At 45.2% G+C, this 24,901-nt stretch carries 25 protein-coding genes; 17 read left to right on the top strand and 8 right to left on the bottom strand.

What is annotated here, in order from left to right:
* Positions 1-113: 113 nt before the first annotated feature.
* Complete coding sequence (locus tag QUB66_RS11315; protein WP_265234433.1) at positions 114-980, bottom strand: carbohydrate ABC transporter permease; 867 nt, start codon at positions 978-980, stop codon at positions 114-116.
* A 66-nt stretch (positions 981-1,046) separates the two neighbouring features.
* Here QUB66_RS11315 and rpsF point away from each other — a divergent pair, with 66 nt between their 5' ends.
* Positions 1,047-1,382, top strand: a complete 336-nt coding sequence (gene rpsF / locus QUB66_RS11320) for a 30S ribosomal protein S6 (RefSeq protein WP_265234432.1) — start codon at positions 1,047-1,049, stop codon at positions 1,380-1,382.
* Positions 1,383-1,643: 261 nt separating this feature from the next.
* Here the strand turns inward: rpsF and QUB66_RS11325 are convergent, their stop codons facing one another.
* The gene (locus QUB66_RS11325) at positions 1,644-2,390 is read right to left on the bottom strand and encodes a creatininase family protein (protein ID WP_265234430.1); all 747 of its coding nucleotides are present in this window, start codon (positions 2,388-2,390) and stop codon (positions 1,644-1,646) included.
* Between QUB66_RS11325 and QUB66_RS11330 the strand changes: the two genes are divergently transcribed.
* Positions 2,379-2,510 (top strand): hypothetical protein, encoded by a 132-nt coding sequence (locus QUB66_RS11330; RefSeq protein WP_265234429.1) that lies wholly within the window; start codon positions 2,379-2,381, stop codon positions 2,508-2,510. The genes QUB66_RS11325 and QUB66_RS11330 overlap by 12 nt on opposite strands.
* 523 nt (positions 2,511-3,033) lie before the next feature.
* On the top strand, positions 3,034-3,774 hold the full coding sequence (locus tag QUB66_RS11335; protein ID WP_332967777.1) for a response regulator transcription factor: 741 nt from the start codon (positions 3,034-3,036) through the stop codon (positions 3,772-3,774).
* 643 nt (positions 3,775-4,417) lie between these two features.
* Here QUB66_RS11335 and QUB66_RS11340 read toward each other — a convergent pair.
* Complete coding sequence (locus QUB66_RS11340) at positions 4,418-4,609, bottom strand: hypothetical protein (protein ID WP_332967775.1); 192 nt, start codon at positions 4,607-4,609, stop codon at positions 4,418-4,420.
* A gap of 177 nt (positions 4,610-4,786) precedes the next feature.
* Between QUB66_RS11340 and QUB66_RS11345 the strand changes: the two genes are divergently transcribed.
* The 3 genes from QUB66_RS11345 to QUB66_RS11355 are packed head-to-tail and all read left to right on the top strand — an operon-like array spanning position 4,787 to position 9,283.
* Positions 4,787-7,540 (top strand): ATP-binding protein, encoded by a 2,754-nt coding sequence (locus QUB66_RS11345; protein ID WP_332967774.1) that lies wholly within the window; start codon positions 4,787-4,789, stop codon positions 7,538-7,540.
* Positions 7,541-7,562: 22 nt separating this feature from the next.
* Entirely contained in the window at positions 7,563-7,955 is a 393-nt protein-coding gene (locus QUB66_RS11350) for a response regulator (RefSeq protein WP_265234426.1), read from the top strand.
* Positions 7,952-9,283: an adenylate/guanylate cyclase domain-containing protein gene (locus QUB66_RS11355; RefSeq protein WP_265234425.1), complete on the top strand. Its 1,332-nt coding sequence runs from the start codon at positions 7,952-7,954 to the stop codon at positions 9,281-9,283. Before QUB66_RS11350 ends, QUB66_RS11355 begins: the two co-directional genes overlap by 4 nt.
* A 47-nt stretch (positions 9,284-9,330) precedes the next feature.
* Here the strand turns inward: QUB66_RS11355 and QUB66_RS11360 are convergent, their stop codons facing one another.
* Together QUB66_RS11360 and QUB66_RS11365 are read right to left on the bottom strand one after the other, a co-directional pair.
* A complete protein-coding gene (locus QUB66_RS11360) occupies positions 9,331-10,113 on the bottom strand; it encodes a 4'-phosphopantetheinyl transferase family protein (RefSeq protein WP_332967771.1) in 783 nt (260 codons plus the stop codon).
* A 61-nt stretch (positions 10,114-10,174) separates the two neighbouring features.
* The gene (locus QUB66_RS11365; RefSeq protein ID WP_332967770.1) at positions 10,175-11,491 is read right to left on the bottom strand and encodes a dihydroorotase; all 1,317 of its coding nucleotides are present in this window, start codon (positions 11,489-11,491) and stop codon (positions 10,175-10,177) included.
* Here QUB66_RS11365 and QUB66_RS11370 point away from each other — a divergent pair.
* Positions 11,430-11,573, top strand: coding sequence for a hypothetical protein (locus tag QUB66_RS11370; RefSeq protein ID WP_332967793.1), 144 nt, complete (start codon positions 11,430-11,432; stop codon positions 11,571-11,573). The genes QUB66_RS11365 and QUB66_RS11370 overlap by 62 nt on opposite strands.
* 56 nt (positions 11,574-11,629) lie before the next feature.
* Positions 11,630-11,755: a hypothetical protein gene (locus tag QUB66_RS11375; protein WP_332967769.1), complete on the top strand. Its 126-nt coding sequence runs from the start codon at positions 11,630-11,632 to the stop codon at positions 11,753-11,755.
* Between the two features lie 100 nt (positions 11,756-11,855).
* On the opposite strand, the gene QUB66_RS11380 is transcribed toward QUB66_RS11375, so the two are convergent.
* The gene (locus tag QUB66_RS11380; protein ID WP_332967767.1) at positions 11,856-13,205 is read right to left on the bottom strand and encodes a histidine phosphatase family protein; all 1,350 of its coding nucleotides are present in this window, start codon (positions 13,203-13,205) and stop codon (positions 11,856-11,858) included.
* 320 nt (positions 13,206-13,525) lie between these two features.
* On the opposite strand from QUB66_RS11380, the gene QUB66_RS11385 reads away from it, so the two are divergent.
* The 8 genes from QUB66_RS11385 to QUB66_RS11420 all read left to right on the top strand — a co-directional run bounded on the left by QUB66_RS11385 (position 13,526) and on the right by QUB66_RS11420 (position 21,846).
* The gene (locus QUB66_RS11385; RefSeq protein ID WP_332967766.1) at positions 13,526-15,118 is read left to right on the top strand and encodes a CPBP family intramembrane glutamic endopeptidase; all 1,593 of its coding nucleotides are present in this window, start codon (positions 13,526-13,528) and stop codon (positions 15,116-15,118) included.
* A 185-nt stretch (positions 15,119-15,303) separates the two neighbouring features.
* Positions 15,304-15,516: a hypothetical protein gene (locus tag QUB66_RS11390; RefSeq protein ID WP_265234419.1), complete on the top strand. Its 213-nt coding sequence runs from the start codon at positions 15,304-15,306 to the stop codon at positions 15,514-15,516.
* Positions 15,517-15,752: 236 nt separating this feature from the next.
* Positions 15,753-16,100, top strand: a complete 348-nt coding sequence (locus QUB66_RS11395) for an NINE protein (RefSeq protein WP_265234418.1) — start codon at positions 15,753-15,755, stop codon at positions 16,098-16,100.
* Positions 16,101-16,103: 3 nt separating this feature from the next.
* Entirely contained in the window at positions 16,104-16,229 is a 126-nt protein-coding gene (locus QUB66_RS11400) for a hypothetical protein (RefSeq protein ID WP_265234417.1), read from the top strand.
* 35 nt (positions 16,230-16,264) lie between these two features.
* Complete coding sequence (locus QUB66_RS11405; protein ID WP_332967764.1) at positions 16,265-16,969, top strand: helix-hairpin-helix domain-containing protein; 705 nt, start codon at positions 16,265-16,267, stop codon at positions 16,967-16,969.
* A 219-nt stretch (positions 16,970-17,188) separates the two neighbouring features.
* A complete protein-coding gene (locus QUB66_RS11410; protein WP_332967762.1) occupies positions 17,189-17,665 on the top strand; it encodes a DUF29 domain-containing protein in 477 nt (158 codons plus the stop codon).
* 388 nt (positions 17,666-18,053) lie between these two features.
* Entirely contained in the window at positions 18,054-19,064 is a 1,011-nt protein-coding gene (gene chlG / locus QUB66_RS11415) for a chlorophyll synthase ChlG (protein WP_332967761.1), read from the top strand.
* A gap of 157 nt (positions 19,065-19,221) precedes the next feature.
* Positions 19,222-21,846, top strand: coding sequence for a transglycosylase domain-containing protein (locus QUB66_RS11420; RefSeq protein ID WP_332967760.1), 2,625 nt, complete (start codon positions 19,222-19,224; stop codon positions 21,844-21,846).
* 32 nt (positions 21,847-21,878) lie between these two features.
* Here the strand turns inward: QUB66_RS11420 and QUB66_RS11425 are convergent, their stop codons facing one another.
* Positions 21,879-23,219, bottom strand: coding sequence for a 16S rRNA (cytosine(967)-C(5))-methyltransferase (locus QUB66_RS11425; protein WP_332967759.1), 1,341 nt, complete (start codon positions 23,217-23,219; stop codon positions 21,879-21,881).
* Positions 23,220-23,522: 303 nt separating this feature from the next.
* On the opposite strand from QUB66_RS11425, the gene QUB66_RS11430 reads away from it, so the two are divergent.
* A complete protein-coding gene (locus QUB66_RS11430; protein WP_442923186.1) occupies positions 23,523-24,188 on the top strand; it encodes a Uma2 family endonuclease in 666 nt (221 codons plus the stop codon).
* A gap of 41 nt (positions 24,189-24,229) precedes the next feature.
* Here the strand turns inward: QUB66_RS11430 and QUB66_RS11435 are convergent, their stop codons facing one another.
* Positions 24,230-24,883 carry a Uma2 family endonuclease gene (locus QUB66_RS11435; protein ID WP_332967758.1) on the bottom strand — a complete coding sequence of 218 codons (654 nt, stop codon included), beginning with the start codon at positions 24,881-24,883 and terminating at the stop codon, positions 24,230-24,232.
* Positions 24,884-24,901: the final 18 nt, after the last annotated feature.

The following is a 24,901-nucleotide window of genomic DNA, read 5'->3' on the forward strand; positions in this document are numbered from 1 at the left end:
GTAAGTGTTGAGTTTAAGAGTTTTAAAACCGCAGATGTAGGCGCTTCGCCTTCCCGAAGGGTACGCGGATAAACGCAGATGAATTTTGGGTTTATCCTGATGTTAGATTGATTTTATCCTTTCACTCCGGCGGCCGCTTCTGTGGGCACAATGTATTTTTGCAAGAGCAAAAACAGTCCTAAAACAGGAATGATCGAAATAATCGAACCCGCGGCCACCAAACGCCAATCCAAAGAAAATGTCCCGGCTAAATTCGCGACACCTAACGGTAATGTGTAATATTCCGGCCTGTCTAAAACTAGAAGCGGCCACAAAAAGTCACTCCAAGAACCGATAAATACGAAAATTCCTAAAGTCACTAAAGCTGGCTTAATTGCCGGAATCATGACGTGCCACCAAATGCCTAATTCTGTGCAGCCATCAATGCGGGCGGCTTCTTCTAGTTCTTTGGGAACTGCTAGGAATGCTTGCCGCAATAAAAATATGCCGAAGGCTGAGGCTAGTCCGGGAAATATTACGCCTAAATAGCTATTTTTTAATCCTAGTTGTACTGTCAATATGTACAGCGGAATCATGACTATTTGGAAGGGAATCATGATTGTGGAAACGATCGTAATTAAGATGGCTTCGCGACCGCGAAAGTTGAGTCTGGCTAAGGGGTATGCGGCGAGGGCGCAAAATAAAACGTTGATGCTGACTGTGAGGCCTGCAATCAGGCTGCTGTTGAACAGGTAGCGGCCGAAGGGGTTGGTTTGCCAGACTTTAATGAAGTTTTCGAGGGTTGGCTGTTGCGGCCACAGTTGCGGGGGATATTGGAAGATGTTTTCGCTGGGGGATTTCAGGGATGTGCTGAGCAGCCACAGCAAGGGGAAGAGCATTAAAAGTGCGATCGCCCCCATGATACTGTATGTCCACAGCGTGCTCCACCGCGAGGGACGGCTGTTTAGGGAATTTGATTTTTTAGTTTTGAGATTGTTCATAGTTGGGATATGATAATAAGTCCTTGCTTCGTGAGAAGCCTTGTTTGTCCATAAGGGATTATTGCCATGAAACCGTTTATTTACGAAACAATGTACATTCTGCGCCCAGATTTGGGTGAAGAAATGACTGACCAGGCGATCGCGAAATATCAAACCATTTTGCGCGATCAAGGTGCTGAAAATATCGAAACTCAGCACCGCGGCAAGCGTCGCTTGGCTTACGAAATCGGCAAGCACCGCGACGGAGTATACGTTCAAATGAACTATACAGCTCCGGGCGCTGCAATTTTTCCTATGGAACGCGCGATGCGTCTGAGCGAAGAAGTGATTCGCTATTTGACGATCAAGCAAGATGTCCCAGATGCACCTGAAGCTGAAGCTGAAGCTGAAGTCGCTGCTTAGAAATCTTGTTAACTTAACGTCTTAGTAGTACGGATCTACTGTTTGATAGTTAGGCCTAGATCCCCCCTAGTCCCCCTTAGGAAGGGGGGGACAAGAGAATTGTCAAAGTCCCCTTAAGAAAGGGGAAAGACAAGGGAGTTGTCAAAGTCTCCCTTAAGAAGAAGGACAGGATTCATCTCAAAGTCCCCCTTCTTAAGGGGGATTTAGGGGGATCTGGCCTCGGATCAAAACGCGATTTATCAAGATTTTCAGGCAAAAACGTTAATCCGAGTTCAAAAACTCCAAATAATTATTAGTTAATTCTTTGACTGCTAATTCGTGAAATTGCTGGCCGTGTTCGGGAGTTGCTAAGGCTGGATTTGAACCCATTCTCCCGTCGGGAAATCGGCGGCGGAAGTCTGTAGCACTATAAATTTTGTGCCCGGATGCAACTTCTTCCGAAAGCGGTGCTTGCTTGATTGCTTCTGGATAAAGGTACTGAGTTAAGGCGATTTCGCTGGGGGTGGCGTGGGAACCTTCTTGGTTTCCGTACAATTCTTTGGCTAGTTTGTAGACTGAACCGCACATGAACCAGTTGCCAATTTGACACTGGATGCGATCGGCATTTGGTAAATTCAAGTCCGACAAATGCGCGTAAGTCTCGGAAAATGCTGCTTTCATCGTGGCAATGTTGCCACCGTGACCGTTGATGAAAAAATATTTCTCAAATCCGGCTTTTGCCAAAGATGTGATATAATCCCTAATTACTAATATCAGCGTCTGCGGTCGGAGGCTGATGCTACCGGGAAAGCTCGTGTGATGCAGGGCCATGCCTACATTAATTGTCGGGCCGACTAAGGCATTCGCTGCTGCGCCGACACTCTGGGCGATCGCACCAGCAGCAATCGCGTCAGTTCCGATTAAGCCGGTGGGCCCGTGTTGTTCGGTGGAGCCGATCGGGATAATTATGCCTCGCGAGCTCTCTAAATAAGCTTCTACTTCGGGCCAGGTAGTTAAATGCAGCAACATTATAGGCAGTCTACAGAATTTTTACTTACTATTGTCGATCGTAGCGGGCCTGAGTCAGTTGTAGCGCGATCGGCGATCGCGTTCAACCCAAGACGCACGATTCCTCAAAAACTCGATTGATGCCCAGATTTATCCTGACTTTTCCCCAATATTTTTAGAGCAATCAGGTTTCCGAGCATAAATGCGATCGAGATTGTATCTTCAACTAAAAATGTAGGGTTCGGTTGAAATTTAAGAACAACATTACTCAGCTTTAATAAATTAACCGTTTATTTACTAAAACTTTACCTTTTGATAACCTTTTGCCTGTACGATAAACCCATCTCCCAGTAAATTGGGTGTAACCTGGTCAATTTAAAGTGGGCAATGTTTTACAAAGTAATACCGACCCCTAACAATGACCAGGCTTCTAACGCCTGGACTGAGGAAGACAGCGCAGCTATCGCAACTGCTCAACGACTATATTTCTTGCACGAACAAGTAAAAACAGTCGAGCGTATGTCTGTCGGATGGACTGGCGAAAGATGATAAGTGATTGAATAGTCGATCGTTAATACAAAGCGATCGCAGCGCGAGAGTGCCTCAGCTACTGAAGAACGCACCTCCGGCTAGCCACATACAAACACAACTCCCACTGATATTTATGTCTTCTGCTGAATTAAGCGAATGTCCTTCAAGGTTGGCTGTTGGACAAGCCGGCCGTATCCTGTTATTGGAAGGTGAAGACCTGTTGCGGGAAATGCTAGCTTTAGCCCTGAAAGAACAGGGCTATGAGGTGGTGGTTACTAGCGACGGGCGCAACGCTCTGCCTTCTGTGCAGGCTTCCTCGTCATACCACGGTGAATTTGCCTTTAACCTATTAATTATGGATTCAATCAACGGTTTGGATCTGTGTCGAATGTTACGGCATCAAGGAAATCCCGTACCTATTTTGATTATCGGTGCTAGAGGAAGTGCCAACAATTGCGCTTTTTATCTAGAAGCCGGATCAGATGATTATCTCACCAAGCCTTTTGGAATGCGGGAATTTATCGCCCGTTGTCGAGCGCTGATGCGTCGCCAACGCCTCGGTCAGTTGTCGCAGCCGGTAATGCTGCAATATAAGAGCATAACTCTTTATCCTGAAGAATGCCGCGTATTGGTTCGCGGCATTGAAGTGAAATTTTCTCCTAAACAGTTTCGCTTACTAGAACTATTTATGAGTAATCCGCGGCGAGTGTGGTCTCGCGATCGGTTGCTGGAAAAAATTTGGGGTCAAGATTTTATCGGAGATAGCAAAACAGTTGATGTTCACATCCGCTGGCTGCGCGAAAAGTTGGAAATCGATCCTAGTCAACCGGACTACATCATTACAGTACGGGGATTCGGCTATCGATTTGGTTGATTGTTTAAATTAGTTGTAGGGCTCCAAGTTGCAGTCAAATATAACGTAGGGACACAACATTTTTGTGTCCTTATTTGTATGTGTAGGGCAATTATCGTAGTGCATATTTTCCGTGCGATCGACCACCAGCGAGCCGAATATATACTTAAGTCCAGCGAGTTGTGTGACAAAAGGTGAAAAATTCGGGTTTGAGTGCGATCGGGAGATTTGACATCCCAGGAAAAAAGAACAGAGATTGCTCGCCCCAAGATTCAAAAAAAAATACAATAAATTTAATTTTTAGCCGGCGGATGCTCAGTTGTCAAGCAATATTTTACCACAAGAAATGGGTTTCAAGCCTCCTCCTTGTAGTGTGCAAGGAAAAATTAATTTCCCTCGCAGGCCATCTCCTCGCGATCGAGTACGGGGTAACTCTCAACAGGCAAGCTGTTTGCAGTCAACTGTTGAAATACGACTGTCAAGAATCAAGAATTCCTACTTTTATTGAGTGCAAAACTACCTGCATTTGCACTCAATTCTTGCGAACAAAAATTTGTCATTCCCTTCCCAGATGCTGTTAATTCCTCGAAGGATAGGGAGAAGATTCCGGCGTTGCTGACTTACGGTACGAAAGGCTAAATATGCAATTCACAAAAACTAGCACCTAAAAAGCTTCGGGATTTTCTTGCTTATTTGTTTTTCGCGCCCAATCGAGCAACCCCCTGCCTTCTGCTATGAATTTCTCGCCCGCGATCGAATTAGCGCCGAGGGCGAAGCTTGCACACCACGCACTCTGAGTTAAAAAGTGCAATAAATGCCCCAGCGATCGCGACATTACCTCTATTTTGCTGTACAATCAAAAGCAGGCGTTTTTATTTTATTAATTCGATCGTAAAAATATTGTAGAGTTATGCAGCCTGCTAGCAGTTCATAGGTAGCATCTCAAAAATCAGCAGACTTTGATAACAGTCCATAACAGAGACAAAACTTACGATCGTCAATCCGGTTTCTACGCAAAACAAGCACCAACGTTGTGAACCCAACCCGATCTACTGGCCCCAAAGCCACAAAAACTGCTCGCTCCCGAACCTTGCGAACAGTTCTGATAGTTCCCTTCGTCTTGCAACTCTTCGCGGCGGTGGGACTGGTAGGATATCTCTCGTTTAAAAATGGACAGAAGGCAGTCAACGAAATTGCCGATCGACTAATGGCAGAAGTAGGCAGCCGCGTCCAACAAAATCTTGGTACTTACCTGACTGTACCCCATCAGGTCAACCAGATCAATGCTGCGGCGATCGAACTCGGCACCCTGAACCTGGAAGATTTACCTATTTTACAACGTCATTTTTGGCGGCAGCTTCAGATATTTGACACGCTCACTTTTACGGGTTTAGGGTTAGAACAAAAAGACAACTTGGGGGCAGAAAGGCTCGACAACGGCTCGCTGACTTTGAGAATATCGACAGCAGCAAGTAACTATGATTTTCGCACATATACTACCAATGAATCCGGTGAAATCGCCCAATTTTTAAACAACAAAACTAATTTCGACCCGCGCACTCGCCCGTGGTACAAAGCTGCGGTAGCTGCTGGCAAACCCACCTGGAGTCAGATTTATCCCAATACGGCCGGCATTACTGCTTATCTTGGCGCATCTATGCCTTTCTACGACAAACAAGGCAAATTGCAAGGCGTACTATTAACTAATATTAATTTGTCCACCATTGGCAAGTTTTTGGAAAGCTTAAAAATCGGCAAAACCGGACAAGTTTTTATTATAGAGCGATCGGGAATGCTGGTCGCAACTTCGACAGGAGAAAAACCGTTTCATACCGTGAAAAAAGACTACGGCGCTGAACGAGTTAAAGCAATTGATAGTAACAATACTTTCACCAAAACCACTGCTCAATATTTAGCAACCAATTTTAACGAATTCCAATCTCTGAAAAGTTCGCAGTCACTAGAATTTGATGTTCAGGGTAATAAACAATTTTTACAAGTTCTACCTTGGCAAGATGACAAAGGATTGGATTGGTTGATTGTGGTGGTTGTTCCCGAAGCGGATTTCATGGCACAAATTAATGCCAACACTACCGCAACTATTTTGTTGTGTGCTGCTGCTTTGATCGTCGCTATAATTGTCGGCGTTGTTACGGCAAGGTGGGTAACAAAACCGATTTTATCTTTGAACGAGGCTGCCAAAAATATTGCTAAAGGTGAATGGGGCAAAAGTGTCACAATTAATCGCGATGATGAAGTCGGAGAACTTGCCAACTCATTTAATAGTATGGCGGCGCAACTGCAAGTATCTTTCACAGAAATGCAAGCTTTGAATGCCGAATTGTCTGAGAGTGAAAGTCGGCTCAACCAAATTTTAGAAGCCGTTCCGGTGGGGATATTTGTCGCCGAGTCTAGCGGCAAACTTTACTATGTTAATTCTCGCGCTCAGGATTTATTAGGGAAAGGTATAGTCGCTAATACTTCGGAGGAACTTCGCGAAATTTATAAAATTCATCTGACAGGTAGCAACGAAATTTATCCAGCCGAAAAAGATCCAATTATTAATGCTTTTAAAGGGGCTAGTGTTAATGTTGATGATATGGAAATTCGCCAGCCTGACAGGATTATTCCGATCGAGGTTTGGGGCACGCCCATCTATGATGATAAAGGAAAGGTGAGTTATGCGATCGCAGCTTTTGCCGATATCACTCAACGCAAACAAGCCGAAAAATTGGTAGCGGAATACAACCGCACTCTCGAAATCCAAGTCGCGGAAAGAACCCAAGAACTCAAAACAGCATTGGACAACCTGCAAACCACTCAGGAAGAGCTGATTCAATCGGAAAAAATGGCAGCTTTAGGTCAATTAGTCGCCGGAGTTGCTCACGAATTGAATACTCCGTTGGGTGCAATTCGATCGAGTGCGGGAAATATGATTAATTTTTTGGGTCAAACTATCACTAATTTGCCCTCACTGTTTCAGTCGCTTTCCCCCGCAGAATCTGAAAACTTTAGTCAATTAATGTATCGCTCGCTACAAAAAGATATGACTTTAACAGCTAGAGAAGAAAGGAAGTTAAAGCGGACTTTGATTCGTCAACTCGAAGGCGAAGACATTGACGAAGCAGATAATATCGCGGATACATTGGTGGATATGGGCATTTACGAGGCTGACGACTTTCTGTCTCTGCTGCAAAAGGTCGATCGCGATCGCATCTTAGAAATAGCTTACAAACTCTCAGAAATTCAGCGAGGAACCCAAATAATCAATACCGCAGCCGATCGCGCTTCTAAAGTCGTCTTTGCCCTGAAAACCTATGCCCGTTACGACTCATCAGAAACGATGGTTGAATCTAATATAACTCAAGGCATAGAAACCGTACTCACCCTGTATCAAAATAACTTCAAATACGGCGTAGAAGTTATCCGCAATTTCCAAACAATACCGCCCATAATGTGCTATGTAGACCAACTAAATCAAGTATGGACAAATCTGATTCACAACGCCCTGCAAGCGATGGACAATCAAGGCACATTAGCTCTAGAAATCCTTCAGGAAGGCAACAATATCAAAGTCGGCGTTACGGATAGCGGTGCAGGAATTCCAACCGAAGTCATGCCCAAAATATTCGCTCCCTTCTTTACCACAAAACCCCCCGGAGAAGGCAGCGGTCTGGGTCTCGATATAGTCAGAAAAATAGTTGACAAACATCACGGTAAAATAGAAGTTGAATCCGTTCCCGGCAAAACTACTTTTACAGTTGTTCTACCTATAAATCGCCCCTAAATAATTAGTTAAATAATCAAAGATGTCTAAACCAATTATCCTGTGTGTTGACGACGAACCAGTAGTTTTAAAAAGCCTCAAAACCCAACTTAAATCTGCCTTTGGGAATGCTTATCTTTACGAGATAGCGGAAAATCCCGCCGAGGCTTTAGAGTTAATTGATGAATTAAATGAGGACGAAATTTCGATTGTATTGATTGTATCGGATTGGTTAATGCCAGGAATGAAAGGAGATGAATTTCTGATTCGCGTTCATCAAAAATTTCCCAAAATAGTCAAAATTATGTTAACAGGTCAAGCCGATGAACAGGCAGTAAAGAGGGCTTTTGACGAAGCCAACCTCCATCGGTGTTTGCAAAAACCTTGGTCGGAATCAGAGTTGATCGAAGCCATTAAAACAGCCTTATCGTTATGACAAAACAAGTCATTATTTGCGTTGACGATGAAAAAACAATTCTGAAAAGTCTTAAAACTGAATTAAAAGAGGCTTTGGGCAATACTTATCAGATTGAAATTGCCGAAGGAGGTCAAGATGCCCTAGAGTTAATTGCTGAATTACTCGAAGACGGGTATGAAATCCCTTTAATCATCTCGGATTATGTAATGCCTGACATGAAAGGAGATGAATTGTTGCGGCTAGTTCACGAAATTTCTCCCAAAACTCTCAAGGTGATGCTGACGGGTCAGGCGACTATTGAGGCGGTAGGAAATGCCATCAAACACGCGAAACTCTACCGCTATATCGGCAAACCTTGGCAAACTCAAGACTTGAAATTGACTGTGACAGAAGCCGTCCACAGCTACAGTCTGGATAAAAAACTAGCAGAACAAAATGCCGAACTTCGGAAAATCAATCAGGAGTTAGAAGTTGCCCTGTCACAGCAATTAAAATTAACAGAAGCTGCTAAACGCTTTGTGCCGAATCAATTTGTCTCGCTGCTAAGCCATGATAGCTTGAGCGACGTTCGACTAGGCGACAGCGTGGAAAAGGAAATGTCAATATTGTTTTCCGATATTCGGGATTTTACAGCTTTTTCTGAGAGTCTGACACCTCAAGAAAATTTCAATTTTATTAATTCCTATTTGAGTCGAATGGAGCCAAGCATTATTAAAAATAATGGCTTTATTGATAAATATATTGGCGATGCAATTATGGCTTTGTTCGGTGACAGTGCAGCCGATGCTGTGAACGCTGGAATTTCTATGCTGCATAGTCTCGACGAATACAATCAACATCGCATGAGTTGCAGCTACGCACCGATTAAAATTGGGATTGGTATCAATACGGGTTCATTGATGTTAGGAACAGTGGGGTCAACTAACAGGATGGACAGTACGGTGATTGGCGACGCGGTGAATTTAGCCTCGCGGGTGGAAAGCTTGACGAAAAGTTACGGAGTGTCGATGTTGATTACTCAAAATACTTTTTTACAGTTGAGCAATCCGGCAAGTTACTCAATCCGAAATATCGGCTGTGTCCGAGTAAAAGGTAAATCAGATTTGGTAACAATTTACGAAGTGTTTGATGCCGATACACCAGAAGTAAAAGAGGGCAAGTTAGCAACTTTACCCGTATTTGTCGAAGCACTGTATAATTACGCTGCTGCTAAACATCAAGAAGCGGCAGAGCTATTTGCTGATTGCGTGCGAAAGAATCCCCTGGATAAGGTGGCGCAAAATTATCTGGAACGCTGTCAGGAAATCCAAGTAATTTTGCCCCAAAGTCGATCGGATTTTATTTAAGTCCGGGACGCAAGGAAAGACTTGCATTCCTGACTGCGAACTATAACTCAAAACTCCCCTTTCCACTCCCAACAATGAAGTTTCCAGCAATCTCCTGCAACCGCAACAGCCCCCACCATATCTGAACTGGGAATTAATTCAATTAAAGACCATCTCGATGCTTCTTCGGGGTTTTGTTCAATATTTAACACTGCTGCTGGTTCTCCTGGTGCGAGGGTGACATCAAACTGATTCAGGGGAATAGATAATCCTTTACCGACTGCTTTGATGTAGGCTTCTTTGCGAGTCCAGCAGGTGAAAAAAGCTGTGGGTTGGAGATGCTCTGGAAGTGAACGCAGCACAGAGTTTTCTAATGGTGAAAAAAACCTTTCAGCAATATCCAGACAAGGAAAGTTGGGATTAATCCCTTCAATATCGACACCAATATCTCTATTTTTGGTAAGAGCAATTAGAGCCATTCTCCGAGAGTGAGACAAATTGAAACGCAGGGTATTTCCACTTTGGGCGATGATGAGAGAGGGTTTGCCATAGGGGTTGTATTCAAAGCGTAGATGGCTGGGATTTATGTGCAGATAGCGACTCAGAATTGCTCTCAGTGCGCCGCGACTCACAATAAATTGCGATCGATCTTTTGGAAAGTGAAAACGCTCTGCTTTTGTCTGTTCGTCGGTAGAGAGAGTCTGTGCTAAAGTTTGCAAGCCTGATTCTGTTTGAGTCAGAGAGACGCGCCAAACATGAATTTCGTTGATGTCTAATGTCAGGTTTTGCGGTGGGGAATTCCACGAATCAATAGCAGCAGTCATGTATTTATGTTTTGTGATGATTGACATCAGCATTCCCAGAAACAGGCAAGATGCCTGTGCTACAACAGATGAATTTCTATTTCAAGGATCAATTAATCCAAGTTTGCACAACTTTTCCTGCTAATTTTTGTCCCAACCAAGGTGTGTTTGCCGATCGCGACTTCAGACTACGCCCCTCAACAGTCCAAGTCATGAGCGGGTCGAACAAAATCAGTTCAGCAGAGACACCCAGCGTAACCGTAGCGGGGATTTGACCAAGACAAACGGCGGGACCTGTACTCAACACTCGCCACAGTTCCAAAGCCGAAAATTCGCCAGTTTCTACCAGTCCGTGCCACAGCAAAGGTAATGCTAATTCTAAGCCGATCGCCCCTGGGGGACTATCCGCAAAAGCCACGGTTTTTTCCTCGTAGGTACGCGGATTGTGGTCGATCGCGATCGCATCAATCACCCCATCTTTCACAGCTTGAATCAGGGCTAATTGGTCGTTGCGAGTGCCTAACGGCGGTTCTAGGTGTAAATTTGGATCGTAAGGAAACGAAGCCGTCAGAGCATTTTTCCCGCCTCCGCAATCTTTGGCATTTCCTGAAATTGCGCCAACATTCAACAGCAAGTGCATCCAAGTTACACTCGCCTGCACCGGCAAACCCCGCGCCTTGGCATCTCGAATCAATTCCACGCTGCGGGCGGTTGAAACGCGCATGATGTGCACGGGAGTACCTCCAGATGCCACCAACTCCAGGATTGCCGCCAAAGCCGATGTTTCCGCACTCGCGGGAATTCCTGGCAAACCCAAGCGTACCGACACCGCACCCTCCCGCGCTGCACCATTTCCTGCCAAAGTTCGATCGCACGGCCACAATGCGATCGACCTGCCCAAAGGCTGGATATACTCAAGCAAACGCCTCACCAGAGCCGGATTAGACAGCGACAAACCGTCCGCAAACCCCACCACCGCAGAGGATGCCAGCTCGCCCAACTCGGCCATCTGCTGACCTTTAACGCCCGCTGTCAGCGCGCCCCAAAAATACAAACGCGGTAGGGAGGGCGACAAATTGCGGATATGTTGCTGCAACAAAGCTAAACCGGCCAAATTGTCCACAGGCGGCGAAGTATCGGGCAAAATTGCCACTCGCGTAAAACCGCCAGCCGCGGCAGCCTGCATTAAGGATTCTAGGGTTTCTCGTTCCTCAAAACCCGGTTCTCCGCTATGACTGTAAATATCAGTTAATCCTGGCCCTAAAATTAGTCCTTGGCAATCCCGCACTTCTGTGTCTGCGGGAATTTCAGTGATGTTTTCTTGGATTGCTGTGATCTGATTGTCTGTAATTAGAATATCAGTGGTGCGATCGATCTTTGAAACTGGATCTAGCACCCTTACATTTTGTAGCAGTTCGCGAGTCATAAAGAAGGAAGAAGGAAGAGGGAAGAAGGAAGAAGGAAGAAGGAAGAAGGAAGAGGGAAGAAGGAAGAAGGGGCGTTGCTGATTTACGGTATGAACGGCTAAATATGCAAATCATAAAAACCATTGTCCACAAAGCTTATGGATTTTTACCTGGTTCTTTTTCATACCCTGATTAAGCAACGCCGAAGGAAGAAGGAAGAGGGAATAACGAATCGCGAAGACGCTCAGGACACGAAGGAAGAGGGAAGAAGGAGGAGGGAATGAAAGCAAGGGTTTCTGCTATGAAAGTTCAGACATTCGTTCGACGGGGAAGTGTAGCAGAGGGGATTTATTCTGCTATACTTCGTGCCGATAACTTTACTAATTACAGTGCTCCGGCTGCTGTTTGGTCGAATACGCCGCCGCTTAAGTGAGTTGTGATATTCATTGCTTGCAGTACGGGTAAACCGTCGGGGCCGTGGGGATAATCAATTACGCTAACTGCACCGTTTCCTTGTTTGAATTTCCAGAAGTGTTCGGGCTCTAAATTGAACAGGTGGCAGAGAAGGGCTTTGTTAACGGCGTCGTGGGCAACTACAATTCCTGTACCAGATACTGATTGTACGATTTCTCGCCACGCTGCGATCGCCCGAATCGAAACTTGCTCCAAATTTTCTCCTTCTGGCATTTGCACTTTTTCGGGAGATATTTTCCATTCTGCAAGCAAACCAGGATAGGATGCTTCTATTTCTGATTCAAATTTTCCTTCCCAAAGTCCGTGGCTGATTTCTCTCAATTCGTCGCGGAGTTCCAGTTGCAAACCGCCGTGATATTTGAGAATAATTTCCGCTGTTTCTTTCGGGCGCAGCATGGAACTGCTAATCGCAAAATCTAATTTTACATCTTTCAGAAATTCTGCGGCTTGCCGAGCTTGTTCGCGACCGTTATCATTGAGAGGTACGTCTATTTGTCCTTGAAATTTACCTGCTCTGTTCCAGTCTGTTTCGCCGTGACGCACTAGCAATAAGCGCGGGCCGCGGTGTCCATCTCTCGGTTTGGGGAAGATTTCTCCGGTATGGGCAGTTAAATTCAGTGATTCTAATTGAACTGCAATTTTCTTGTTGGATTCGGTTTGGTCATCTGTAAATCCAAAATTGATGACACTAATTCCACAATTTGATTGTTGAATTGATTGATAGTAATCTGGGGCAATTTCTGAGGCTGTAGCGATGAGCGCCCGGTTAATTCCGTTGTGACCTACTACTAGAATTGTGCCAGAAGTGTGGCGTGATAAAAGTTCTTCCCAAAACTTGCGGGCGCTAGCAAAAACGGCTAGTACGGGAAAGTGTTCGATTTCTCCTTCGGGGGAGGGGATTTTCATGGAAAATTTGTCGGGATGTTGTTGCCATTGCTGATATGCTTCGGGGAATTGGTCGATCGCATCTTGGCGCAGCATTCCTTCCCACAATGGCAAATCGATTTCCATCAATTTATCAGTTGGCTGGAGTTCTGGCGGATTTGTCAAGCGCGACACGATGATTTCTGCTGTTTCTTTGGCTCGTTGCAGGGGACTGGTGTAGGCGGCATCAAAGGCGATACTGCCCAGGATGTCACCTACTTGCTTTGCGCCAGCGCGGCCTGCTTCTGTCAAAACTGATTTATCGAGGCGGCCTTGGATGCGCCGTTCTTGATTGTATGTGCTTTTGCCGTGACGGACTAAGATAATGCGAGTCATTCGATTTTAGATTTTAGATTTTAGATTTTAGATTTACGCTGCTACCGAGTCGAAGGGTGCGCGGTGCACACCTTACCTCACACATCGCTGGCGCACAGTACATTATTCCTGTAGGGTGCGCACTGCGCACCGCTGGGCTAAGGTGTGCACCTTACGCATAAACGGCGAGTCGAGGATTTGTGGCGCAAGTTCTGTTGAGCCGAGTCAAAAAGATCAGCCAGTGAAATTTTACCAGTAGACGGGATACTCTCGACTGCAACGACCTATGATTAAAGACGGACAAGATTTAGCCACAGATTCGCGCGGGACGGAAAGCAGGAATGACACTGAAGCGGATAATTTTAAGTATTTTAACAGCGATCGCGATCGCCCTGGTCGGTTTATCTTTACTTGCTAGTTGGAATGAGCCGCAAATTCAAAGCCGGCTGGAACTCTATCAGACAAATTTGCTGCTTCACGCCTCGGAGTGGCAAGGAGAAAATAATTCTAGTGCTAATTTAAGTTCAGCGCGCAACAATATTATCGGTTCTGATCCTTTAAATACGGCTTTGACGCAATATCAAGAAGCGCGAGACTCGACTCAAAAAACTCTCAAAATAACTCAATCACAACTTAAAGAAATTCCGCCGACACTGGTATCGAAATCGGAAAATCCTGCTATCAAATCTGCACAAAAAAAGGCTGTACAAGAGTTAGTGATTCAACAGTCAACGCTGTTAAATGAACTTGAGTTGCGCCTGGGAATTTTGCAGGCAACTAGCGGCAAAAATGATGAGGCGATCCAAACTTGGAAAAGTTTAGTTACGCGGTACAAAACTGACGTTGATGCCGACCCTTCCGTGGCAAGTGCTCAGGTTTTAACGGGAATTTGGAGCAATCCACCTCAACTTTTGCCGGATGCGGAGCCACGGATTCAAAAGTCTTTGGACGGCTGGTTTCGCTATCGCGCTTTAGCTCAACTTTACAAGCTGCAAGAACGTTCTAAGGAGCTAGTGGCGCTGCAAGCTGCTGAGCAAGCAACGGCTGAACAAGCTATAGAAAAGTTGGCAATTATTGTCGGTGTTCCGGCTATCTCTCTTTGTATTGGCACGGTTTTGCTGGTTGGTTTGACTGTGCAGTGGCTGTTGCAACGGAAGCAGTTAGATCAAGCAGATTCCGGGCCGCTGTTGGCGCGAAATGGGAGCTTGGCTTGGGATGTGCCTTGGGATGGCGAGATTGTTTGGCAGGTGCTTGTGGTCGGCTTTTTCTTTGTCGGGCAAATCTTGATTCCCTATTTATTACTGCCAGTTTCTCTGGCTGTTTTTAAACTGAGTCCTGCTACTTTTGACCCGCGCGAAAAGGCTTTTTATATCTTTGCCACTTATTTGTTGCTGTCGGCTGGCGGGCTTTCGGTACTGTATTTTTCGGTTAAGTCTTTTTTGCCTTTACCTGATGGTTGGTTTCGGATTAATTGGCGGGAAAATTGGTTTTTGTGGGGTTTTGGCGGCTATTTGGTTGCTTTGCCTTTGGTGGTTGTGGTGTCGTTGATCAATCAGCAATTCTGGCAGGGACAAGGTGGCAGTAATCCGATTTTGCCGATCGTCCTTGAAGGTAGGGATAACGTGGCTCTGGCGGTGTTTTTCGGCACTGCTGCGATCGCCGCTCCGGTTTTTGAGGAAATCGTGTTTCGGGGCTTTCTACTGCCTTCTCTGACTCGCTATTTGCCTGTTTCCGGGGCGATCGCAGCTTCGGCTTTCTTGTTTGCGGTGGCTCACCTGAGTGTCTCTGAGATTCTGCCTTTGGCGACGTTGGGGGCGGTGTTGGGGTTTGTGTACACGCGATCGCGCAATCTCCTCGCCCCCATGCTTCTCCACAGTCTTTGGAATAGCGGAACTCTCTTGAGTCTGTTTCTTTTGGGCGGCGGCGCCAGTTAATTCGGGCGGTTGTTAATAATTGTGAATTAACCTTGCTTTTTTCACAAATTTGAGAAATAGGAAGTTAGGCTGGTGCGCCGCCCGCACCTGAGCTTAAATTTACTCCCAAATCTGGAAGCTAAACGGAAAAACTTGTCTTAACATGGAAGTAATACCTTGTCCGGTTTTTGTGGATGGTCGAACTAATGAGCAATTTTAACAGCCGCAAGTTAGAGAGAACGCCGAGTTGGATGCGTTTCGCACCCTACGCAGCCCTAGGCACTTTAATATTTTCTCTGAATGCAAGTAGCGAACTCGATTATTTCTGGAGAGGTTACTTTGTCATTCTACAGGCTCAAGCCGGTATAGTTATCCTGTATTTTGCGATGTCCAAGTTTCGCAAAAACCCAAATAAATGATTCATTCAGTTGATAGTTGACAGTTGACAGTTGACGGTTGACAGTTGACGGTTGACAGCACTTGACAAAAGAAGAAAGAGGATTGGAGTAATGAATAGTCTTGTTTTAATGTTTTACTACAAGGGTTCCGGCTTTCAACCAATTATTTTTGGTAAAAATTAGTCATAAGATTACTGAACTCGATCGTTAAAGATCTATCGCACAAGTTAAAGTAAAAAAACTGGGGAAAGGGAAAAATGGTAAAAGATAAAACCGTAGCAGTTGTGTTAGCTTTCTTTATCGGAGGTTTCGGAGGTCACAAATTTTATTTGGGTAACAATGTAGCAGGAGTATTTTATTTGCTATTTTCTTGGACATTAATTCCGTCACTGTTCGCGTTTTTCGATTTTATCGGCCTGCTGCTGATGTCGGAACAAGCTTTTCAAGTACAGTACAATGCCGGAGTGTTGCCGTCTGGGTATGCCCTCAGAGGGGCAAAAGATGTGACTGGGGCGATCGCAGAATTGAAAGGACTTTATGATATGGGCGCAATTACCGCCGAAGAATATGAAGAAAAACGCCAAAAACTGCTGCGAGAATTGTAATTTGTGAAGGAAGAAGGAAGAAGGAAGAAGGAAGAAGGAAAAGAGCCTTTCGGGTTCGCTTTCCCTCTAGGTAAAAATAAGGAAGAAGAAAGAACAGAATCCACTCGAAAAAGGGTGGGATTTAAATAAGAATCAAATAAAAGTAGATCGAGGATAGAACTAAAGTGTCTCAAGATTTATACTGGCTGCGTCAAACTCCCAACTGGGTGTGGTATTCTTTTATTCCCTACTTCGGCGGATTGGCGATCGCCTATGCAGGCCAAAAAACAAATATTCGCAGTTGGATGGGATGGGGTGTTGGCATTACTTTAGCAGCACTAGCACTATCTTCTTCACCTAATTTGGGCACCCTCGTTTGGATCGCTCAAATTGTCACTGCCTTTTCTTTGAAAAAGCGTTATCTGATCAAAACCGCACCCCGAGGCTTACTGGTTCCTGAAACTGCGACAAATGCCGCAGAACTTGCTAATCTGCGCGGCAAAATAGATATTAACGAGTGCACCAAAGATGATATGGTGAGAATCTTGGGTTTGCCGATCGTCTATGCTAACGATATTGAATCTTTGCAAAACGAAGGCTACCTTTTTACCCACGCCGAAGAGTTATCGGAAATCGCCGGAGTTCCCGAAAGTCACGTCCGACGCATCGCCCCGATGATTTGCTTCAGCTACAATTATCAAAAAGAATCCCAGTTTACTTGGAAACGGTTAAATATTCTTTCACCGGAAGAGTTGATTCAAAGCGGTTTAGATCGCGTTGTTGCTGAAACAATAGTTAGAGAAAGGCAGATTAAAGGCGCATATAAATCAGTTGTTGACGTGAAGCGGCGGACGGGATTGCCTTTTGATTCATACCGCCATATTTGTTAATTTGTTAATTGGTAGTTGTTAAGCTGTTGGACATTTGAATTATTGCATATTTGGGGCGGGCAGGATGCCCACCCCACAAGAGTTTGACGCACGCAGATATCAGAAACCCGGTTTCTGACTAGATTTCTCGTGACTCGACGCAAAACTCGTAAAAACCGGGTTTCTTGCCCCTGTGCGTAAGTCCTGAAACTGTCGGAATTGTTGAATCAGGAACAAGTTATGACAACAAAATTAGAAGTTAATCGACATAAATTGTATGATATCGATTACCTCAGATGGATTGAAACCACTGTAGAAAAGTTGCGGATTCGCGACTTTTCAAACATCGAATGGGAAAACTTGATTGCAGAAATAGAAGACATGGGGCGAAGCGAACGCCGGAGTTTAGAAAGCAATCTTGTGGTAATTATCCTACACTTGCTGAAGTGGCAATTTCAACCGGATCAAAGAAGCGGTAGTTGGAAAGGCAGCATTGTTGAACATCGCAGACGCATTCGCAAAACCCTAAAAGATTCCCCCAGTCTCAAACCAGATCTTGAAGAAATTTTGGCTGAATGTTATGCGGATGCAGTAGAACAAGCAAGTGCTGAAACTGGATTATCTGTAGACACGTTTCCGCCATCATGTATCTACTCTGCTGTCCAGCTTCTAGATTCTGAATTTATGCCAGAGTTTCTGCCCGATGAGATGATTTAATGGTATAGCATTTCTCAATTAAGTGAAGTACGCGGGCGAGCAATTCCAGATCAGATTGCCATTCACAGACATATCTTGAAATTATCTGCGTTAATCTGTGTTAATCTGCCTTAATTTGCGATTGAATCCGAGAGTTTAAAAATGGCGACACACCCTACGAAGACTGTCAATAGTCAATTGTCAACTGTCAACTGACTATTGCTCCTCTTGACATTTACACAAAATAATGATATTTAAATATATTGGTAAAACCCATATTTTTCTCTAGCATCAACTCCAATCCTGGGTAAGTTTTCCAGACGATGCCTGAAATATCAGTGGTGTCCTACAGAATTATTATTGAAACCAAAAACTAGACAATAGTAGCAGTACCGCTCACATCACACTTATGTCTGACTCTCCTCCATCCCAAATCACCCCAGAACCCACACCTCCAAGCGCTGCTACCGAAAGCCGCAGTGCCAAAACTCGGCAAATGTTGGGTATGAAAGGGGCCTCTAGCGGGGAAACTTCCATCTGGAAGATTCGCTTGCAACTGATGAAACCGATTACCTGGATTCCCCTGATGTGGGGCGTGGTGTGCGGGGCGGCTTCTTCGGGAAACTATGTTTGGAATTTAGAGAATTTTGCGATCGCCGCAGCGTGTATGTTGATGTCAGGGCCTTTGCTGACTGGCTACACTCAAACTTTGAACGATTTTTACGATCGCGACATCGACGCAATTAACGAGCCCTACCGTCCGATTCCTTCCGGTATCATCTCGATTCCTCAAGTAGTAACGCAAATTTTGGTATTATTAGTCGCAGGCATTGCGGTAGCCTATGCTCTAGACTTGTGGGCGGGTCATGAATTCCCGATCATGACTGTTTTGACTCTCGGCGGCGCATTTTTGGCTTACATCTACTCTGCGCCACCGCTGAAACTCAAGCAGAATGGCTGGTTGGGCAATTATGCCCTGGGTGCTAGTTACATTGCCCTGCCTTGGTGGGCTGGTCAAGCTTTGTTTGGTACACTAAATCCCACCATTATGGTTTTGACCCTGTTTTACAGTTTGGCAGGGCTGGGGATTGCGATAGTTAATGATTTCAAAAGTGTTGAGGGCGATCGCCAATTAGGGTTAAAATCTTTGCCAGTGATGTTTGGCATCGACACCGCAGCTTGGATTTGCGTGTTGATGATCGACATATTTCAAGCAGGGATAGCAGGCTACCTGATCAGCATTGACCAAAACCTTTACGCTGTCATTCTCTTGCTGCTGATCGTTCCCCAAATCACTTTTCAGGATATGTACTTTTTGCGCAATCCGCTGGAAAATGATGTTAAATATCAGGCAAGTGCTCAGCCTTTCCTGGTGTTGGGTATGCTGGTAGCGGGTTTGGCGCTAGGCCATGCTGGTTGAGAAGAATTTTGAGTTATCTATTTTGAGTTAAAGAGTTTTTAGCTTAAAATAGATAACTCAAGACTCTGCACAGTGTTCTTGGATACAAAATATCAAGTTAAAAATTAAAAATTGAAGATGGCTCGCCTTTTTAATTTTTAATTTTTAACTTAAATTGATGAGGTATGAAGGTCTGAACGTGTCAGAATTTTTCTCAAATATTAAGTATAAATTGAGCAAAGTCACTAAGGGAGTAGGCGGTAATTCCGATCTAGAATCGCCAAATGCTGCCAATAGCACCGGGCTAAACTCGCCGCCATCTCCGGATCAATTGTCTGCACAGACAACAGATGCGCGATCGGATTATGTGGTATCAGAAGATGCTGAACCTCCAGAAGAGTCAGAATTAGCATCAGAATATTATTCTGACTCAGAAGACGATGAATATCCAAGAGTCCAGCGCAATTGGCAAGGGTTGAGGCGCTTAATTATTTGGTTGGAAATTGAGCCTCTAATTACTACGTTGCAAGCAAAGGGAAGAGAATTGTTGCAGCCGGGATTGAGTGGGCACAGAACTAAATCACCCAAAAAATCCCAGAGATACAATAGTCGCAAATTACGGGAAAATAGCGCGCTGCCACACACCCAACTGGAACAAATCAATACTGAACTACCAGAAAATAGCGCGCTGGCGGACACCCAACTGCCAATAAATACTGATCTACCGGAAAATAGCGCACCGCAGGAAAATAGAAAACCACAGGAAAAATTAAAAAAACTTCTGTCCCGCCGCCCGAGATTTTGGATAGCCATAGGTGTGGCTAGTATGGGCGGTGGCGCTTTAATATACGGTTTATGGATTTTGCACACCTTAGATAAAGGTTTGCCGGATGTTAACGATTTGTCGGCTTTTAACCGTGATGGAACGCTGACAATTAAGGCGGCAGATAATACGATTTTATTGCAGTCGGGGCCCGCAACTAGAGATAAGCTAAAACTTAATGAAATTCCCGATTTGTTGAAGAAAGCTTTTATTTCTATAGAAGACCGCCGTTTTTACGAACATGGCGGGGTGGATTATCAAGGTATTGTGCGATCGATCGCTTCTAATGTGATGGCGAGAGATTTCGTGCAGGGCGGCAGTACAATTACTCAACAATTGGCTCGCGTGGTTTTTCTCAATCAAGAAAGAAGTCTTAAGCGAAAGGTTCGGGAGGCACTTTTAGCTCAGAAAATAGAGCGGGAGTTGAGTAAAGACCAAGTTTTAGAAAGATATTTAAATTTGGTTTATTTGGGATCGGATGCTTACGGGGTGGGAGATGCGGCTTGGGTTTTCTTTAGCAAAACAGTCGATAAATTAACTTTGGCAGAGATGGCAACTTTGGCGGGTTTGCCTCCGGCACCGAGTGAATATTCGCCTTTGGTTAATCCGAATGTTGCTAAGGAACGCCGCAATATTGTGCTCAAACAAATGCAGGAAGCAAAGGTAATTACAGAAGCGCAGGCGAAGGAGGCGATGGCAGAACCTATGACTGTTAAACCAAGTGCACCGAAGCGATTTCAAGTGATGGCGCCTTATTTTGCTAGTTACATTCGCAAGGAATTGCCGCGCTATGTTTCTAAGGATGCTTTGGAATCGGGTGGCTTGACTGTCGAGACGACGGTGGATTTGAAGTGGCAGAAAATAGCGGAAAAGGTGGTTAAAGATGCGATCGAGGTTGATGGCCGCCGTCAAGGTTTTGAACAAGCAGCTTTAGTTTCGATCGAAACCAAAACAGGGGAAGTTAAGGCGCTAGTCGGCGGCGGAAATTTTAATCAAAGTCAGTTTAATCGCGCTACGCAGGCTTTGCGGCAGCCCGGATCGACTTTTAAGGGGTTGGTTTATGCCGCGGGGATAGCAGCCGGTTTTTCGCCTTACGACAGCTATGAAGATGAGCCCATTATTTTCGACGGCTATCAACCGAATAATTACGGGAAAAAGTTTAGCGGTTGGCGATCGATGTCTGACGCTTTGAGGGCGTCGGTGAATGTGGTGGCGGTGAAGGTGTTGGTCGATGTCGGCTTTGAACCGGCGATGAAATTAGCCCACGATATGGGAATTAAGTCTAAATTAAGTCCGATTTATTCCCTGGCTTTGGGTTCTTCTGAGGTGAATTTGCTGGAGTTAACTAATGCTTACGGTACTTTGGCATCCCAAGGTAATTTTATTGAAGCGCACGGAATTACTAAGGTAATTAATCAGCGGGGAGATGTGATTTATCAGGCTGATTTTAAACCGAAGCGGGTTTTGGATAAGGATAGTGCTGCGATTACTACTTGGATGTTGGAGGGCGTGGTGACTGGGGGTACGGGCGGGCCTGCTGCTTTAGCCGATCGGGCTGTTGCTGGCAAAACTGGTACTTCAGAAAATGTGCGGGATTTGTGGTTTATCGGTTATATTCCGCAGGTGGTGACTGGGGTTTGGCTGGGGAATGATGACAATTATCCGACGGGGGGAACTAGCGGTACGGCTGCTTATAATTGGCGCGATTTTATGAGTCAAGCTGTCAAAGGAATGCCGGTTGAGGAGTTTCCGAAGTTGCCGAAGTTAGAAGGCCGCAAAGGCAGTATTAAGGCGAAACCGGTCAAGCCCAACGAGATTATTCGGGGGATGATTGTCAATGAGGATGGTGCGATCGTACCTTACAATCCCAATCCTCAACCCCGGTATCGCGAACCTGCTTATCAAGAGCCAGCCTATCAAGAACCTGCTTATCAAGAACCAGCCTATCAAGAACCAGCCTATCAAGAACCGCCACAATAAGATAAGACGGCGGTTGAAACCGCCCGGTCTTCTTAATTTCGTTTGAGTCGCACCATAAAAAAGCCATCCATTATATGTTTGTGCGGCCAAAGTTTCACCCATCCTTCGGGTGATGGCTGTACGGGTAAATCAATGGTTGGTGCTTCGATTTGCCAGTCAGGATTGCTATCTAAGAACGATCGCACAACCTGTTCATTTTCCAAGGGATGAATCGTGCAAGTTGCATACACTAAGACGCCGCCGGACTTGACAAATGTCGCTGAATTTGCTAACAATTCCGATTGCAGTTGCGATTGTTGTTGAATATTTTCGGGTGTGTGTCGCCAGCGGGCGTCAGCGCGGCGGTGCAGGGTTCCGAGGCCGGAACAGGGTGCGTCTAATAAAACTCTGTCTGCTAGGTTGATAAATTCTGGGAACTCGCGGCTGTCTCCGGTATGAATTTTAATGGATTTCATCTGGAGTCGATCGGCATTTTCAGTAAGTTTTTTAAGTCTGCTAGCGGTTTTGTCGCAGGCGTAAATAGTGCCTGTATCCTGCATTAATTCGGCGCTGTGGGTGGTTTTCCCTCCGGGTGCGGCGCAGGCATCAATGATGATTTCCCCTGGCTGTGGATCGAGTAAATGGGTGACTAATTGAGCGCTGCTGTCTTGGATTGTCCACCAACCTTCGCTATATCCGGGGAGGTTTTGAATTGCGCCGGTGCTGCTATTTAGTCTTAATGCTTGGGGTAAATGGGGGATTCTGCTGGTGGAGATGTTCTGGGCTGTGAAGGCGGTCTCGATTTGGGCGATCGAGGTTTTTAAGGGATTGATTCTGAGGTGAATTGTGGGAGATTGATTGAACCATTCACAGAGTTGTTCGGTTTCGGTTTCGCCTATTTGTTCGATCCACAATTCTACTAGCCAGTCGGGGAAGCTGTGCAGAATTCCGAGGCGTTCGACTGATGATTTATAGTTAGTAATTGTTAATGGGTTTAAGTCGGTTTCTGTTAAACGGATGTATTGTCGCAGCAAACCGTTGACAAAACTGCTGAGTCCTGCAAAGCCATTTTCTTTTGCTAGTTGAACGGTGGTGTTGACGGCGGCGGAGGGGGGAATATTGTTGAGATATTGGAGTTGATAGAGGCCTAAATGTAGGATGGTGCGGAGGTCTGACGGTTGTTGGGAGGATTTTTTTGTGGCTAGTTTGTCGATGATGAAGTCGATCGATCGCATTCTCCTAACGCTACCGTACACTAATTCTGTGACTAAACGGCGATCGATGTCGCTGAGTTGAGAATTGCGGAAAGTGCGATCGAGGGCTGCGTCTGCGAATGCGCCTCGGCGGTGGACTTCGCGGAGTGCGAGAAAGGCTATTTGGCGGGGATTTTGCATGATTTAAATTGGGACTTCGCGTGGGGTTCAGAAACCGGGTTTTTTAGGGAATCTGCGCGTCACAATGCGTCTTGTCGCGAAAAACCCGGTTTCTTACGTCGGAGTGCGTAACTCCTGAAGATATTAAATAAAATGACTTACACAATGTTAAGTGTATAATATTAATAACTGCTGATTTATTTTATCATTTTCTGTTTCGAGTTTCTGTACCTCGTTCTAAGGTAATACATTATGACTCAAACATCTGTAAGAAGTACAAAAAATATCGATCGACAAACTCCTGTTGTTGAAGAATCCGAAACAATGCTGCCGCTGGAAAATGGCGATCGGCTTTCGCGGCCTGAATTTCACGATCGCTATCTCGCCATGCCGCACGTCAAGAAAGCCGAATTAATTGAAGGAATTGTGTATATGCCATCCCCAGTAAGATTTGTACCTCATGCTGAACCTCACAGTAACATTATTGGGTGGCTGTGGAATTATCGGATTGCTACGCCTGGGGTGCGACTGGGTGATAACGCAACGGTATTCTTAGACGGGGACAACGAACCGCAGCCAGATGCTTTGCTGCGAATTGAGAATGGGGGAAATTCGCAAATTACTGATGATGATTACATCCAAGGTGCGCCGGAATTGGTTGTAGAAATAGCTGCTAGTACCGCATCTAAAGATTTGCACGATAAGAAAAAGGCTTATCGGCGAAATGGAGTGCAGGAGTATATGGTTTGGCAGATTAACAAACAACGTTTGCATTGGTTTACTTTGAATGAAGGCAAGTATGTTTCTCTGGAACCTGATGAGAATGGTGTGGTGCGGAGTCTAGTTTTTCCTGGTTTGTGGTTGGCTGTACCCGCTTTGTTGTCGGGAGATTTGGCGCAGGTGATGGCGGTTTTGCAGGAGGGGATTAATTCGCCGGAACACGCGGAGTTTGTTGGGATTTTGTCGGGAGAGTCGGGAAATGGCGATTGAAATCAGTAGAGACGCGGTTTCAAGCGCCCGGTTTTCTTTGTTCAGATTTCGTCGGGGTTGATGCCCATTTCTCGCAATTTGTCGGAAAGGCGATCGGCTTTTTGCTGTGCTAACTCCTGTTGTCTTGACAACTCCACATAAGACAAAAATTTCTGTCCATCAGGCCGATAAATTTCCAATTCTCCCGATGCAGTTTCAAAAAGTATCTGCAAGCGCGGACTCACCCAACCATCCATTAATTCAATATAGTTGAGTTTTCCATCACTTCGCAGCCAACCCATTAATTCATTATCCTCTGGACTGTAGACATAATATTCTTCTACTCCATAATTCTGATAAAAATTAAACAGTTTAAACAGCGATCCCATTCGGTTTCCAGGTGAAAGGATTTCAAAGACAACTTGCGGGGCGATATTATCTTCCAGCCACTGTTGATAAGAACCTCTGTAACCTTTCGGTCTGCCAAACACTACCATCGTATCAGGTGCTTGGCGAGTTTTGTTATCGCCTTCGACGGGATACCACAGCAAGTCACCTGCTACAAAGACATTTTCGTTGTCTTTGTATAAAGCATCTATTCCGCCTTGAATGGTGACAATTAGTTCAAACTGTTTGGTATTGTCTGACATGGGTTTACCGTCGCTGTCGGGGTAGATGATTTCTGATGAAGTTTTTGTGGGAATTGTTGCGGTCATGGGGATGAGTCCTTTGCT

It is taken from the genome of Microcoleus sp. A2-C3 (genome assembly GCF_036706065.1).
Classification (GTDB): Bacteria; Cyanobacteriota; Cyanobacteriia; order Cyanobacteriales; family Microcoleaceae; genus Microcoleus.